At 63.0% G+C, this 15,404-nt stretch carries 14 protein-coding genes; 5 read left to right on the top strand and 9 right to left on the bottom strand.

Annotated elements, in window-relative coordinates; genetic code table 11:
* Window positions 1-93: 93 nt before the first annotated feature.
* The 7 genes from ABR948_RS20075 to ABR948_RS20045 form a co-directional block, all read right to left on the bottom strand.
* Entirely contained in the window at window positions 94-1,494 is a 1,401-nt protein-coding gene (locus tag ABR948_RS20075; RefSeq protein ID WP_428121147.1) for an NAD(P)(+) transhydrogenase (Re/Si-specific) subunit beta, read from the bottom strand.
* A 42-nt stretch (window positions 1,495-1,536) separates the two neighbouring features.
* The gene (locus tag ABR948_RS20070) at window positions 1,537-1,854 is read right to left on the bottom strand and encodes a proton-translocating transhydrogenase family protein (RefSeq protein ID WP_428121145.1); all 318 of its coding nucleotides are present in this window, start codon (window positions 1,852-1,854) and stop codon (window positions 1,537-1,539) included.
* 11 nt (window positions 1,855-1,865) lie between these two features.
* Window positions 1,866-2,993 carry a Re/Si-specific NAD(P)(+) transhydrogenase subunit alpha gene (locus ABR948_RS20065; protein WP_428121142.1) on the bottom strand — a complete coding sequence of 376 codons (1,128 nt, stop codon included), beginning with the start codon at window positions 2,991-2,993 and terminating at the stop codon, window positions 1,866-1,868.
* A gap of 135 nt (window positions 2,994-3,128) precedes the next feature.
* Window positions 3,129-3,281, bottom strand: coding sequence for an aa3-type cytochrome c oxidase subunit IV (locus tag ABR948_RS20060; protein WP_304867121.1), 153 nt, complete (start codon window positions 3,279-3,281; stop codon window positions 3,129-3,131).
* A 94-nt stretch (window positions 3,282-3,375) separates the two neighbouring features.
* Window positions 3,376-3,771, bottom strand: a complete 396-nt coding sequence (locus ABR948_RS20055) for a type II toxin-antitoxin system death-on-curing family toxin (RefSeq protein ID WP_428121139.1) — start codon at window positions 3,769-3,771, stop codon at window positions 3,376-3,378.
* 12 nt (window positions 3,772-3,783) lie between these two features.
* Entirely contained in the window at window positions 3,784-4,008 is a 225-nt protein-coding gene (locus tag ABR948_RS20050; protein ID WP_215605024.1) for an AbrB/MazE/SpoVT family DNA-binding domain-containing protein, read from the bottom strand.
* Between the two features lie 129 nt (window positions 4,009-4,137).
* A complete protein-coding gene (locus tag ABR948_RS20045; protein WP_428121137.1) occupies window positions 4,138-6,033 on the bottom strand; it encodes a M3 family oligoendopeptidase in 1,896 nt (631 codons plus the stop codon).
* Window positions 6,034-6,179: 146 nt separating this feature from the next.
* Between ABR948_RS20045 and ABR948_RS20040 the strand changes: the two genes are divergently transcribed.
* From ABR948_RS20040 to ABR948_RS20030, 3 genes are all read left to right on the top strand, one after another.
* Window positions 6,180-7,691 carry a sigma-54-dependent transcriptional regulator gene (locus ABR948_RS20040; protein ID WP_428121135.1) on the top strand — a complete coding sequence of 504 codons (1,512 nt, stop codon included), beginning with the start codon at window positions 6,180-6,182 and terminating at the stop codon, window positions 7,689-7,691.
* A 385-nt stretch (window positions 7,692-8,076) separates the two neighbouring features.
* Entirely contained in the window at window positions 8,077-10,209 is a 2,133-nt protein-coding gene (locus tag ABR948_RS20035) for a L,D-transpeptidase family protein (protein WP_428121133.1), read from the top strand.
* Window positions 10,210-10,466: 257 nt separating this feature from the next.
* Window positions 10,467-12,041 (top strand): peptidoglycan L,D-endopeptidase MepK, encoded by a 1,575-nt coding sequence (locus ABR948_RS20030; protein ID WP_428121149.1) that lies wholly within the window; start codon window positions 10,467-10,469, stop codon window positions 12,039-12,041.
* Window positions 12,042-12,174: 133 nt separating this feature from the next.
* Here ABR948_RS20030 and ABR948_RS20025 read toward each other — a convergent pair whose 3' ends face one another.
* Window positions 12,175-12,447: a DUF2312 domain-containing protein gene (locus tag ABR948_RS20025; RefSeq protein ID WP_428121130.1), complete on the bottom strand. Its 273-nt coding sequence runs from the start codon at window positions 12,445-12,447 to the stop codon at window positions 12,175-12,177.
* A 280-nt stretch (window positions 12,448-12,727) separates the two neighbouring features.
* On the bottom strand, window positions 12,728-13,030 hold the full coding sequence (locus tag ABR948_RS20020; protein WP_428121128.1) for a DUF1244 domain-containing protein: 303 nt from the start codon (window positions 13,028-13,030) through the stop codon (window positions 12,728-12,730).
* Window positions 13,031-13,223: 193 nt separating this feature from the next.
* Between ABR948_RS20020 and ABR948_RS20015 the strand changes: the two genes are divergently transcribed.
* Both ABR948_RS20015 and pyk read left to right on the top strand, forming a co-directional pair.
* The gene (locus tag ABR948_RS20015) at window positions 13,224-13,811 is read left to right on the top strand and encodes a DUF1036 domain-containing protein (protein WP_423867905.1); all 588 of its coding nucleotides are present in this window, start codon (window positions 13,224-13,226) and stop codon (window positions 13,809-13,811) included.
* Window positions 13,808-15,244, top strand: coding sequence for a pyruvate kinase (pyk, locus tag ABR948_RS20010; RefSeq protein ID WP_428121126.1), 1,437 nt, complete (start codon window positions 13,808-13,810; stop codon window positions 15,242-15,244). The genes ABR948_RS20015 and pyk overlap by 4 nt, the downstream gene beginning before the upstream one ends.
* Window positions 15,245-15,404: the final 160 nt, after the last annotated feature.

The following is a 15,404-nucleotide window of genomic DNA, read 5'->3' as shown; positions in this document are numbered from 1 at the left end:
CGCGAAGAACAGCACAACCAGACCGCCGAGATAGCCGAGCGCCAGCAAAACGACGAGCCATTTCAGGACGGTCATGATATCTCGTGAAGTTCCTCACAGCGCCTTGACGATATTCTCAGTCATCTTCTTGGCGTCGCCGAGCAGCATCATGGTGTTGTCGCGGTAGAACAGCGGATTATCGATGCCGGCATAGCCCGATGCCAGCGAGCGCTTGATGAACATCACGGTGCCGGCCTTCCAGACCTGCAGCACCGGCATGCCGTAGATCGGCGATTTCGGATCGTCCTCGGCCGCCGGATTGGTAACATCGTTGGCGCCGATCACGAAGGCGACGTCGGCCTGGGCGAATTCTGAGTTGATGTCCTCGAGCTCGAACACTTCGTCATAGGGCACATTGGCCTCGGCGAGCAGCACGTTCATGTGGCCGGGCATCCGGCCCGCCACCGGGTGGATCGCATACTTGACCTCGACGCCCTCCTTCTTGAGGGTGTCCGCCATTTCGCGCAGCGCATGCTGGGCCTGTGCCACCGCCATGCCGTAGCCGGGCACGATGATCACCTTCTGCGCATTCTTCATGATGAAGGCGGCATCATCCGCCGAGCCGAGCTTGACCGGCCGCACTTCGCCACCGGCGCCGGCGCCCGCCGCCGCGGTCTCGCCGCCGAAGCCGCCGAGAATGACCGAAATGAAGGAGCGGTTCATCGCATGGCACATGATGTAGGACAGGATCGCGCCTGAGGAACCCACCAGCGCGCCGGTGATGATCAGCGCCGAATTGCCGAGCGTGAAACCGATGCCGGCCGCGGCCCAGCCGGAATAGGAGTTCAGCATCGAGATCACGACCGGCATGTCGGCGCCGCCGATCGGGATGATCAGGAGCGCGCCGAGCGCCAGCGCGATAATGACGATGAGCCAGAAGTCGATCGGGCTGCCGGACACCACGAGGCCGACGATGAACACCAGCAGCGCCACGCCGAGCCCGATATTGATGAAGTGACGCGCCGGCAGGATGATCGGCGCGCCGCTCATGCGGCCGGACAGTTTTGCGAACGCGATCACCGAGCCCGTGAAGGTCAGCGCGCCGATGGCGACGCCGAGCGACATTTCGACCAGACTCTGCGGATGGATGTTGCCGGGCGTGCCGATGTCGAACGCCTCGGGCGCGTAGAACGCCCCGGCCGCGACCAGCACCGCGGCCATGCCGACCAGCGAATGGAACGCTGCGACCAGTTCCGGCATCGACGTCATCGGCACCCGGCGCGCAATCACGGCACCGATGCCGCCGCCGATGGCGACGCCCAGGATCACCAGGATCCAGCCGATGCCGTCGGCCGGCGGATGGGCCGCAAGCGTGGTCGCGACCGCGATGCCCATGCCGATCATGCCGAAGAAATTGCCCTGGCGCGATGACGCCGGGCTCGAGAGGCCGCGCAGCGACAGAATGAACAGGACTCCGGCGACCAGATATAAAACCGCGGCTAGATTGGCGTTCATCTCAGGTCCCCATTGTCATCGTCACCACGAGGTGCACGCCGTTCACTTGATTTTCTTCTTGTACATCGCGAGCATGCGCTGGGTGACCAGGAAGCCGCCGAAGATATTCACGCAGGCAAAGATCAGCGCGACAAAGCCGAAGCCGCGCGCCCAGATCCCGCCGCTGCCGACCATCTCAACCCCGACCGCGAGCAATGCGCCGACCACGATCACCGAGGAGATCGCGTTGGTCACCGACATCAGCGGGGTGTGCAGCGCCGGGGTCACCGACCACACCACGAAATAGCCGACAAACACCGCCAGCACGAAAATCGAAAGCCGGAACACGAAGGGATCGACGACCTGCGCGATATGATCCATGGCGGCTTTCCTTACGCTTTCGGCTGGAAGTTCGGATGAATCACGGCGCCGTCTTTGGTCAGCGCGGTGGCCTTGACCAGTTCGTCGTCCCACTTCACCGCCAGCGCCTTGGTCGACTTGTCGACCAGCGTCTCGATGAAGGAAAACAGATTGCGCGCATAAAGGCTCGAGGCCGAGGCCGCGACGCGGCCCGCAACATTGGTATAGCCGACGATCTTGATGCCGCCGACATCGGCGACTTCGCCGGCTTTGGCACCCTCGACATTGCCGCCGCGCTCGACCGCAAGATCGACCAGCACCGAACCCGGCTTCATCGATTTCACCATCTCGGCGGTGACCAGGCGCGGCGCGGGCCGGCCCGGAATCAACGCGGTGGTGATGATGATGTCCTGCTTCTTGATATGCTCGGCGGTCAGCGCCGCCTGCTTGGCCTGATACTCTTTCGACATTTCCTTGGCATAGCCGCCGGCGGTCTGGGCGTTCTTGAACTCATCGTCCTCGACCGCGAGGAATTTGGCGCCAAGGCTCTCGACCTGTTCCTTGGTGGCGGGCCGCACGTCGGTGGCGGTGACGACGGCGCCAAGCCGGCGCGCGGTCGCAATCGCCTGCAGGCCGGCGACGCCGACGCCCATCACGAATACTTTCGCTGCCGGGATCGTGCCCGCCGCGGTCATCATCATCGGAAAGGCGCGGCCGAATGCCTCCGCAGCCTCGATCACGGCGCGGTAACCGGCGAGATTGGCCTGGCTCGACAGCACGTCCATCGCCTGGGCGCGGGTGATGCGCGGCATCAACTCCATCGCAAACGCCGACACCCCGGCGTCCGCCATCGCCTTCAGCGCCGCGTCGTTGCCATAGGGGTCCATGATGGCGATGACCAGCGCGCCGCGCTTGTAGTTGGCAAGCTCGGAAGCCTCGGGCCGCTTCACCTTGATGACGATGTCGGCGTCCTTGACCGCATCGGCGCTGACGACAGCGCCCACCGCGGTGAATTCCGAATCCGGCAGACCCGACTTGATGCCGGCACCCGGCTCGATGGCGATATCGACGCCGAGCGCCTTATATTTTTTCACCGTATCGGGCGAAGCGGCGACCCGCGGTTCGGACGGATCGATTTCCTTGGCAACGGCAATCTTCATGGAGCCTCCGGCGGCGCGAGGGGCGCGCGCGCAAGCAAACTAGCGTTATTTCCGCTAAGTTGGATACCGGTTTTGCGACCGGACTACGGGCAGATTTTGAAGGCACCGCCGCGCTGCGGTGCGACAATCGGCAGATCAGGTCAGAAAGATCGCCATCATGGCGACGATGAAGATCACCGCGGCGGAGCCGTACTTCACCAGCATGATGAAGCCCTCATAGGTCTGCTCATGCGCCGGATAATCATTGCCGTCGGCGGTCGTATAGGCGACTTCGTTATGCTCAGCCATCGGTATCCCCGGTCAGTGTTCGCGCTCCGCGTGGAAATACCGCAATCCCGGCGAGAGGGCAACGGCGGACGGCCGGCTTTGCCCGCTTATCGGGTCATTCGGAAGGCCAATTGTCCCTGATCCAGCGCGTCAGGCTTTCCTCGCTGACCTCGCCGGCCGCAAGCGAGAGGATGATGGATGTGGATTGCCCGGGTTCAGGATCGAAAGCGACGCCGTTCTTGAGCAGAAAACCCATCATCGCCATGAAGGCGATACGCTTGTTGCCGTCGACGAAGGCGTGATTTTTCGCCAGCCCAAATGCATAGGCTGCCGCAAGTTCAGCCATGTCCGACTGCTCATACCGCCATTTGTTGATCGGGCGATCGAGGGCGGATCGCAGCATGCCTTCGTCGCGCAGGCCGGGAGCCCCTCCAAAACGACGCAGTTGACGACTATGGATCGCAATGGCCTGCTCGTACGTGATCCAAAGCGGCTCTTTCGGCTCGCTCATCTGGTGCTCCGCTTACTTTGCAAGCGCCGCGAGCGTATCCTTGTACTTGTCCATGATCTGGTCGGCGATCTCCATGGTCTTTTCGAAGTCGGGATCGTAGGGCATGGCCTGAAATCCGCCTCCGGCGAGTTCGGTAATGTGCAGTTCCTGGCCCCGCTTGAGGTCGAGTCGCTGCATCAATTCACGGGGCAAAAGTAAGCCATCGGAATTGCCGATTTTCTTGATTTCAATTTTCATGATCGGTTCTCCTCGCACCGGGGCCGCTATTGGCCCTGGTATCGCCCGGGTCAGAAATGCCAAAAGGCATGTTATACAAGTGTATAACACGCCTTTTGGCGGCGTTCAACGTTTGTAATACGGGTTATTTTACCCCATCCGCTCCAGCTCATCGATCATGCCCGCGATCACCGACAGCCCGCCGTCCCAGAATTGGGGATCCCGGGCGTCGAGGCCGAACGGCTTGAGCAGCTCCGAATAGTGCTTGGTGCCGCCGGCCGCCAGCATCGCCAGATAACGCTCGGCAAAACCCTCCTGGGCATTTTCGTAGACCGCATAAAGCGAGTTCACCAGGCAATCGCCGAACGCATAGGCGTAGACGTAGAACGGCGAATGGATGAAGTGCGGAATGTACATCCAGAAACTCTCATAACCCGGCCGGATATCGATCGCGGGGCCCAGGCTCTCGCCCTGCACGCTGAGCCAGATTTCGCCGATGCGCTCGGCGGTCAATTCGCCGTTGCGCCGCTCGGTATGGATTGCGCGCTCGAACGAATAGAACGCGATCTGGCGCACCACCGTGTTGATCATGTCCTCGACCTTGCCGGCGAGCAGCGCCTGGCGCTGTCTGGTGCTGGTGGTCTGGGCCAATAGCCGCTTGAAGGTCAGCATCTCGCCGAACACGCTGGCGGTTTCCGCCAATGTCAGCGGCGTCGGCGCCATCAGCGCGCCGTTCTTCGCCGCCAGCACCTGATGCACGCCGTGACCGAGTTCATGGGCCAGCGTCATCACGTCGCGCGGCTTGCCCTGATAATTCATCAGCACATAGGGATGCGCCGACGGTGTGGTCGGATGCGAAAAGGCGCCCGGCGCCTTGCCCGGCCGCACCGGCGCGTCGATCCAGCGATCGGTGAAAAACCGCTCGGCGATCCCGGCCATTTCGGGCGAGAAGCCGCGATAGGCCGTCAGCACCATGTTCTTGGCGTCAGGCCAGGCGATATTGCCGGTGGCCGCAAACGGCAGCGGCGCGTTGCGGTCCCAATGCGCAAGTTTCTTCTTTTTGAACCAGGCGGCCTTCAGCCGGTAATAGCGATGCGACAGCCGCGGATAGGCCGCGCGAACCGACCCGACCAGCGCATCGACGACCTCGCGCTCGACGCGGTTGGCGAGATGGCGCGAATCCGCGACGTCCTGGAAGCCGCGCCAGCGATCGGAAATCTCCTTATCCTTGGCCAGCGTGTTGGTGACCAGCGCAAAGGTTCGCTCATTGGCCTTGAACGTCTTCGCCAGCGCCTGCCCCGCCGCCTTGCGCTTTTCGCCGGCGCGGTCCTGCAGCAGGCTCAGCGTCGGCTCGATCGCGAGCTCATGGCCGCCGATCTTGAAGCGCAGCGCCGAGATGGTTTGATCGAACAGCCGGTTCCAGGCGGCATAGCTGCTCTGGGATTTCTCGTGAAACAGCTGCTCGACGCGATCTTCCAGCTGATACGGCTTGTCCTTGCGCAGATCTTCGATCCAGGGGCGATAATGTCCGAGTTCGGGCGTCTGCATCGCGCGGTCGATGACCGCATCGTCGATGCGGTTGAGTTCGAGCCCGAAGAACAGCAGATGCACCGACGCATTGGTCAGCCGCTCGGAAATGTCGCCGTAGAATTTGGAGATCGCGGGATCGACGCTGTCGCCGGCATGCACCAGACCGGCATAGGATCCAAGACGCCCGGCGAGATCGTCGATCGCTTCATAACGCCTGACCGCTTCCGCGAGCCATAGGCCGCCGCCATCGGCCGCCGTCTGTTCGGCGAGCCTGCCCTTGTAGTCCGTCTCAAACGCGACGCATTCGCTGTCCATCCTCTGCAGGTCGCGCGTCACTTCCGGCGCGTCGATCCCGGAATAGAGGTCGGCCAGGTTCCATTCCGGCAGCTTTGCGGCCTTGTTCCCTGTCTTGGGCTTGGCCACGGATTTGGCCACGGTTTTCGCCACGGTTTTCTTGGGGTTCGATTTGCGTTGGGCTGTCGATTTGCGGAGAGCGGATGAGGAGCGCGATGTCATCTGGTTCGAGCCTGTGTATGCGTTTTCAACCTGAACGGCCGCGACGGCCGGGCGATGGCCACGCGTCAACGTTTAAGAGGGCGTTAATCGGCATCGGCGAGAGTGCCCCGATTCGAGACAGATAGTTGTAACGCGCGGGGAAAGCCATGGCTGCCAGCATTTTGATCGCCGATGATGACGCGGTGGCGCGCCGTCTGGTCGAGAATATGGTGCAGAAATGCGGCTATGAAACCATCGTCGTCGACTCCGGCGACGCCGCCATCGCCATGCTGACCGCGCCCGACGCACCCGTGATCGATGCCCTGGTGCTCGATCTGGTCATGCCCGGCCTCGACGGCATGGGCGTGCTGGCCAAGATCCGCGAAGCCGGCCTCACTATCCCCGTCGTCGTGCAGACCGCCCATGGCGGCATCGACAACGTGGTGTCGGCGATGCGCGCCGGCGCCCAGGATTTCGTCGTCAAGCCGGTCGGCATCGAGCGGCTGCAGGTGTCGTTGCGCAACGCGCTCAATACCAGTGCATTGAAGGGCGAATTGCAGCGCATCCGGCACAGCCGCGAAGGCCGCCTGACCTTTGCCGACATCATTACCCGCAGCGAGGCCATGGCCAGCGTGCTGCGCACGGCGCAGAAGGCCGCCAGCTCTACGATTCCGGTGCTGATCGAGGGTGAATCCGGCGTCGGCAAGGAATTGTTCGCGCGTGCCATCCATGGCAGCGGCGAGCGCAAATCGAAGCCGTTCGTGGCGGTCAATTGCGGCGCGATCCCCGACAATCTCGTGGAGTCGATCCTGTTCGGCCACGAGAAGGGCGCCTTTACCGGCGCGACCGAACGCCACACCGGTAAATTCGTCGAAGCCTCCGGCGGCACGCTGTTTCTCGACGAAGTCTCGGAATTGCCGCTGGCAGCGCAGGTGAAACTGCTTCGCGCCTTGCAGGAAGGCGCGGTCGAGGCGGTCGGCGGGCGCAAGCCAATGAAGGTCGACGTCCGGATCGTGTCGGCGACCAACCGCAAATTGCTCGACCACGTCAAAAGCGGGCAATTCCGCGAAGACCTGTTCTATCGCCTCCACGTGCTGCCGCTGACCATTCCGCCATTGCGGATGCGCCGCGAGGACATCCCGCATCTGCTGCGGCACTTTCTGGCCAGATTCTGTGCCGAAGAAAATCGCCCGATCACCGGCATCAGCGGCGAGGCGATGGCCCTGTTGTCGCAGCTCGAATGGCCCGGAAATATCCGCCAGCTTGAAAACGCGGTGTATCGCGCCGTGGTCATGAGCGAGAGCGACCAGCTTGGGCCGGCCGATTTCCCGCAAGCGACGGCGCAGTCGCCGGCGATGCCGGACGCGCACCATCACGGCGAACCGCTGATCGTCGATCCCGCGTTTCATTCAACCGCACCGGCCATGATTTCAGGTAATGAGATACCTATCGCACCGTTGCCGTCCGCCGGCACGCTCGCCATGCTGACACGATCCGGCGAAATGCGTCCGCTTGAGGAAATGGAGAACGAGATCATCCGGTTCGCGATTTCGCATTATCGGGGACAGATGTCCGAAGTCGCGCGCCGGCTGAAAATTGGCCGCTCGACGCTTTACCGCAAACTCGACGAAGCTGCCGCCAGCGAACCCTCGGGGGACGGCGCCGATCAGGCGAATTGAAAATCGACGTCCTGGTTGCGGCACTTATAGGCGAACATGCTGATTAGATAGCCATTCCGGAACATTTGAACCGTTGCTCGCCGGTGACAGACAAATGCGGACGCGCGTGGCAAAAGCAGACGAATAGCCGCAAGCAACGAGCGCTTTGCGGTCAGTTTGTCGTGAGTGGCCCCGCGTGGCGCTGGCTGCATGAGGGGCACGCGTGTATCGTCTGCGAGTATCGTTTGTATGAATCGTGGCGTGCAGGCGTACCAAGCTTGGAGATTTGGAGCACATTGTGTGAATGCGCTCCAAAACCCGATCAGGCCGGCGCTTTCGCGCGAGCCGTGATAGACCAAACCAGAGCTGTTCCATGCTGGAACAGTTTCACCCAAGGGGTGTGATGATGCGTGACTGCTTGAAGAACCGTGCCGGGTTTGACCGCGTATTGATGGCCGTCGCGGCGACCTTCCTCACGGTGTCCGCAACTTCGGCAATCGCGCAAGGCGATAATCAGCCACGCAACGGCGCGGCCGAACTCGCAATCGATGCGGCGATCCCACGCCCCGAACCTGCAAACGTCCCGCCCCCGACCGCCAATGATTTCAAACCGGATACGCCGGCGCCTGACGCGGCGAAGGTGACCGAGAAAGCCCCCGAGAAAGCTCCAGAGACAAAGCCGGCCGATATCGCCACCGCGCCGGCCGCCGAGCCCGCCAAAGCCGACGCGAACAAGAGCGACGTCACACCCGCCCAGCCACCGGCTGCGGCCGCCGCAACCCCGGCCATCGAGCCTGCCAAGGAGCCGGTCAAGGCCGCCAGCAATGTGCCGGCGGCGGATCAGCCGGTCGCCGACAGATTGCGCGATCTGCTGGGCGCGAAATCGCTGCGCTATTTCGACCGCAAGGCCGAACGGGCAACGGTCGAGAAATTCTACACCGCGCGTGAATTCGCGCCGCTGTGGACCCAAGGCGGCGTTGTGACGCCGAGCGGCAAAGGCGTCATCGCGCGCCTCAAGGATGCGGCCTCCGACGGCCTGAACGCCTCCGATTATCCGGTGCCGGATTTCGCCGCCGCAACCACCCCGGATTCGCTTGCGGAAGCCGAGTTGAAGCTGACCGCCAGCATGCTCGACTATGCCCGTCAGGCCCAGAGCGGCCGCATGCACTGGTCGCAGGTCAGCGGTGATATTCAATATCCGGAGCATCCGACCGACCCGGCGGAAGTTCTGGCGAATGTGACGAGCGCCAAGGACGCGTCCGCGGCACTCGACAGCTATAACCCGCCGCAAAAGCTCTATCGCGAATTGAAGGCGAAGCTTGCCGAACTGCGCGGCGAGGGCGATGGACCGGCGGTTCAGATCGCGGATGGCCCGGCGCTTAAATTCACGCCGGCGATCGGCAAGCGGCCCGCGGTCGAGATCGAAGATGAGCGCGTCCCGCAGCTGCGCGCGAAGCTCGGCATCACCGAAAACGCCGACGACACCCATTACGACGCTGAGGTCGCCGAGGCTGTGCGCAAGTTCCAGTCCGGCGCCGAACTCAAGCCCACCGGCGTGCTCGACGACAAGACCATCAAGGCGATCAACAGCCCGAAGCGCGACCGCCAGATCGATACCGTGATCGTCAACATGGAGCGCTGGCGCTGGCTGCCGCGCGAACTCGGCGCGCCTGCGATCGGCGATGCCTATGTCATTCTCAACATCCCCGATTATACGCTCAAGGTGATGCAGCGCGGCGAGCAGGTCTGGACCACGAAAGTCGTGACCGGCCAGCCGGGCATTCATGCCACGCCGCTGCTGACCGAGACCATGAAGTTCATCACGGTCAACCCGACCTGGAACGTGCCGCCGTCGATCATCTACAACGAATATCTGCCGGCGCTGCAGCAGGATCCGACGGTGCTGGAGCGCATGGGGTTGAAACTCGACCGCGCCAGCGACGGCAGCATTCATATTTCGCAGCCGCCCGGTGAGCGAAACGCGCTCGGCCGCATCCGCTTCAATTTCCCGAACAAGTTCCTGGTCTATCAGCACGACACGCCGGACAAGAACCTGTTCGCCCGCGACGAACGTCCATTCAGCCACGGCTGCATGCGGGTGCAGAATCCGGATCAATATGCCTCGATCCTGCTCAACATCACCGAGCCGAGCGGGCACTACACGCCGGAAAAGATCCGCAGCATGTACGGCCAGAGCGAGATCGATCTGAAATTCCCGACCCCGATCCCGGTCAACATCACCTACCAGACGGCGTTTGTGGACGACGCCGGCAAGCTGCAATTCCGCAAGGATGTCTACGGCCGCGACGCCAACATGCTGGCTTTGCTTCGCGCCGGCAAAAACAGGGATCTGGAGAATGTGGTCGCGCATTCCCAGCCGAGCTATGCCCATCCGGCGGGTAACCTGCCGTCGGGCGTCAAGTTTGCCAGCGACACCTCGTCGGGCCCGTCATTCTTCGAGCGGCTGTTCGGCGGCGCACCGACACCCCCGCCGGCCCCTCCCGGCCGCCGGCCGCAGCGTCGGGTCATCGACCGGTAGCTCAGCCGGCCCACCGGGGTTTTCTAGATTACCGAATAAAATCAAAGGCCTCGTCCGAACGGACGAGGCCTTCTGCATTAACCATTCTCCACCCTGATTTAACCATTGGGCTATTTTTCGCCACACTCGGCAGGTTAGGTTGCGGCCTGACTTGGGGGATGGGCGTAAATTTCGATTAACCCTCCCGCGTTAAGACTGCATTCACCGTCTTTCGCCACACGGGGTAGCGGAAGACATTCTTGATCGGTCGACTTTGGGTGGGCTCATACGTGCTGGCTGGTTTCGCACGCCAATTCAAATCGCTGTCTTTGCCCAAGGCCGGATGTCATTTCGGTCTGACATCCCTGTTGCTGCTGGCCGGCGCCGGATCGGTGCATGACGCCAGCGCGCTGAACGAAACCCGCACCCTTTCCTTCCATCACACCCATTCCGGCGAAGACCTCACCGTCACCTTCAAGCGCGACGGGCGTTATGACGAAGAGGCGCTGAAGCAGCTCAATCACTATCTGCGCGACTGGCGCACCCAGGACGAGACCACGATGGATCGCCATCTGTTCGACATCCTCTGGGAAGTCTACCGCGACGTCGACGGCAAGAAGCCGATCCAGATCATTTCCTCCTATCGCTCGCCCGCCACCAACGCCATGCTCCGCCGCCGCTCCTCAGGGGTGGCGCGTTTCAGCCAGCATATGCTCGGCCACGCCATGGACTTCTTCATTCCGGAGGTGCCGCTTGAGCAGATTCGCTACGCCGGCCTTCGGCTGCAGCGTGGCGGCGTCGGCTTCTATCCGACCTCGGGATCGCCTTTCGTCCATCTCGATACCGGCAGCATTCGTCACTGGCCGCGCATGACCCACGACCAGTTGGCCCGCGTATTCCCCGATGGCCGCACCGTGCATGTTCCCTCCGACGGCACCCCGCTGAAGGGTTACGAGCTCGCCCGCGCCGACATCGAGAAACGCGGCGACGGCGACGACGCTTTGGCAAAGACCAAGCCCGGCCTGTTCGCCGCCTTGTTCAGGGGCAAGTCGAACGACGAAGAGGACGAGGGCGCTGGCGCTCCGGCCGTCAGCGAGAAGCCGGCCCCCGCTGCCGTTGCCAAATCTGCCGAGCCCGTGCCGATGCCGCGCGTAAAGCCGGCAGCCGGCTCGACCCTCCAACTGGCCTCGGCCGACGCGCAGATCGTACAATCGCCAAAACCGAAACCGGCAGCGCCGGCCGAGGCGAAGTCGCAAACCCCGGCTGACATCATCAACGCCCGCGGCTTCTGGGACGATGCGCCGGCGACGCCGAAACAAGCCACGCCCGCGCAAGTCGCCGCCATCAACGCCCGCCAGGCGCTCGCCTCCGCCGACCCGCAATCGACCGCGAGCGTCTCCAGCGCCTTCCAGGCACTGGCCTATGCGCCGGCCGCCTCCTCACCGGTCGACCGCTCGAATATCGTGGCGGCCAGCGCGCCGATTCCCCGCAGCGCCCGGCCGGTTCGCAATGCGATGGCTGCCGCGACCATCGACCAGGTCGTCGCCAAGGGCTCCCAGGGCCAGGGCAGCGTGGTTTCGACCTCGACGCGGATCGCCGCTTCCAAAGCCAACGATGCCTGGATGCGTGTCATGATGCTGGCGCCGAGCGCGACCACATCGATGTCCGCGACGGTGCTCGGCGATGCCGATATGAGCTTGATGAGCGCGCATTTCCTCAAACCGCAGACCACGATCGCCATGAGTTTCTCGGACGATCCGCAGATGGGGCTGAGCTGTGACCGCTTTACCGGATCGGCCCTCGCGCCGCTGACGACCCAATCGTTCGTGCTGCGGACCGCGTCGCTGCGCTGAGCAGCCGACCGTCATTGCCGGGCTTGACCCGGCAATCCATCGCCTTCCCCAAATATCCAAATATCTCTTGGCCTAATATCTCTTGAAGTTTGATAGATACGCGGGTCAAGCCCGCGTATGACACCATCAGCCCTCACAGCATGCCCAGCGCCTGCATATAGGTCTCAAGGATCGTCTCTTGCTCGGCGCGCTCGTTGGCGTCCTGCTTGCGCAGGCGAACGATGGTGCGCAGCGCCTTGACGTCGAAACCGTTGCCCTTGGCTTCCGCGTAGACGTCGCGGATGTCGTCGGAGATCGTCTTCTTTTCTTCTTCCAGCCGCTCGATGCGCTCGATAATGGCCTTGAGCTGGTCCTTGGCGAATTTTGTCGCGGGCTCTTCCGTGACGGCGGCGGCAGAGGTGGCCATCGGGTACTCCTGAATGAACTGACGGTTGAAAGCGAAAACGCCGCACGCTTGCCACGCACCGCATCCTGGAATGACCCTCATAGGGTGCGGCGCCTTGCGTCAAGGCAACATCGCGCTCATCCACAGCGCGCCCACAGGAGAAAAGGTCCATCATGGTGAGGAGGCCACATGGGCGTTCGCATGATGATCGTAGCCTGGATGAGCGAAGCGAAATCCGGGTCTACTTAATGTTCGTTCCCGGATGTCGCTTCGCTCATCCGGGCTACACTCCCGAGCAGACTCAATGCCCGCTCTGGGCCTTCTTCATCGCCTCGAGCTGTGCGGCGCTGGCGCTGCCCTGATAGGTCGACTTCCAGGTCTCGTAGGGCATGCCATAGACGGCCTCGCGGCTCTCGTCCTTGCTCATCGCCGTACCCTTGGCATCGGCTTCTTCCTTGAGCCAGTTGGACAGGCAGTTGCGGCAGAAGCCTGCGAGATTCATCAGGTCGATGTTCTGGACGTCGGTGCGGGAGCGCAGATGTTCGACGAGGCGGCGAAAAACGGCAGCTTCGAGTTCCGTCCTGGTTTTATCGTCCATGACCATGATCCCTGCTATTTCGTCCAGAATACCTGTCTTAGATGGGTAACTGTCACAGATTTTTCCATATCGCAGCGCAAACAGCACCCGGCGGGCAAAATTCGGGCACCCCATGGCCCGAAAAACGTCGCCATGGCCGTTGACAGCCGCGGTTCCCCCACGCGAAATCGTCAATAAGTTGATATATAGCTTCACCTGAATGATCCCGGACCATCCTCATCACCCCAACCGATTCGCTGCGCGCATGACCGCTGGCTTGCTGCCGGCGCTGGCGCTTGCCGTGGCGTGCCTGTGGAACAGTTCGGCTGCGGCGGACTTTCGTCTTTGTAACAACACCTCGAGCCGGGTGGGCATTGCGCTCGGCTACAAGGATGCCGAGGGCTGGACCACCGAAGGCTGGTGGAACGTGTCCTCGCGGAGTTGTGAAACCCTGCTGCGCGGTACGCTGGTCGCGCGCTTCTATTATATCTATGCCCTCGATTACGACCGTGGTGGCGAATGGTCGGGACAGGCCTTCATGTGCTCGCGCGACAAGGAATTCACCATCAAGGGCACCGAGAATTGCCTGGCGCGCGGTTTTGACCGCACCGGCTTCTTCGAGGTCGACACCGGCGAGCAGCGCGCCTGGACCGTGCAGCTGACCGAGTCGAACGAGCAGCCGGCGCAGCGGGTGCCGGGCGTTCCCGGGACCATCCCCCCCGGCGGCACCATTCCGGGCCTGTCGAATTCGCCGGGCACGCCAGGCCTGCCGCCACCGCCCGCAGCGGCGCCGGGAAGCAAGCCATGAGGCGTCTTCGCCGCATCAAGATCCTTGCCACGCTCGGCCCGGCATCTTCCGACAGCGCGATGATCCGGCGCCTGTTCGAGGCCGGCGCCGACGTCTTTCGCATCAATATGAGCCACACCTCGCACGACAAGATGCGCGAGCTGGTCAAGACCATTCGCAATGTCGAATCCAGCTACGGCCGGCCAATCGGCATCCTGGTCGATCTGCAAGGCCCGAAGCTCCGCCTCGGATCGTTCGCCGAAGGCTCGATCCAGCTCAACAATGGCGAAAGCTTTGTTCTCGATTCCGACAAGACGCCGGGCGACAACACCCGCGTCCAGCTGCCGCATCCGGAAATTCTGGCCGCGCTGCGGCCGGGCCACGCGCTGTTGCTCGACGACGGCAAGGTGCGCCTGATCGTGGAGGAAGCCTCCCCCGACCGCGCCGTCACCCGGGTTGTGATCGGCGGCAAGATGTCGGATCGCAAGGGCGTCAGCCTGCCCGATACCGACCTGCCGGTGTCGGCGATGACGCCGAAGGACCGCGCCGACCTTGAAGCGGCGCTGGTCACCGGGGTCGACTGGATCGCGCTGTCGTTCGTGCAGCGCGCCGAGGATGTGGTCGAGGCCAAGAAACTGATTCGCGGCCGCGCCGCGGTGATGTCCAAGATCGAAAAGCCGCAGGCGATCGATCGGCTGCCCGAAATCCTGGAGGCGTCCGACGCCCTGATGGTGGCGCGCGGCGATCTCGGCGTCGAGCTGCCGCTGGAGCGGGTGCCGAGCCTGCAGAAACAAATGACGCGGCTGGCACGGCGCGCCGGCAAGCCGGTGGTGGTGGCGACCCAGATGCTGGAATCGATGATCCAGTCGCCGGTGCCGACGCGCGCCGAAGTCTCCGACGTCGCCACCGCGGTCTATGAAGGCGCCGATGCCATCATGCTGTCGGCCGAATCGGCCGCCGGTAAATTTCCGGTCGAAGCGGTCTCGACCATGAACCGCATTGGCGAGGAAGTGGAGCGCGACCCGACCTATCGCGGGGTGCTCAATGCGCAGCGCGCCGAGCCCGAACCGACCGTCGGCGACGCCATTGCCGACGCCGCGCGGCAAATCGCCGAAACGCTCGATCTCAGCGCGATCATCTGCTGGACCAGTTCAGGATCCACCGCGCTGCGCGTCGCACGCGAGCGGCCGAAGCCGCCGGTGGTGGCGATCACGCCGAACCTCGCCACCGGGCGCAAGCTGTCCGTGGTGTGGGGCGTGCATTGCGTCGTCGCGGAGGACGCGCAGGATCTCGACGACATGGTCAACCGCGCCGGCTCAATCGCTTTTCGCGACGGTTTTGCCAGGGCGGGACAGCGCGTCATCATCGTCGCCGGCGTGCCGCTCGGCGCCCCCGGCACCACCAACATGCTGCGCATCGCCTCGGTTGGCCCGAACGACGACGCGGAGATGTGAGTTGCGCACCCGTCGTCATTCCGGGATGGTCCGAAGGACCAGACCTCAGATGTGCAATGGCACATCGGGGAATCTCAAGATTCCGGGCTCCCGCTACGCGGGCCCCGGAATGACAGCGTTTAGAGCAACGTCGCGTCCAGCGTGATCCTGGTATTCAACA

Source organism: Bradyrhizobium sp. (genome assembly GCF_050014615.1).
Classification (GTDB): Bacteria; Pseudomonadota; Alphaproteobacteria; order Rhizobiales; family Xanthobacteraceae; genus Bradyrhizobium.
This window is presented reverse-complemented; position numbering and strand designations above follow the sequence as displayed.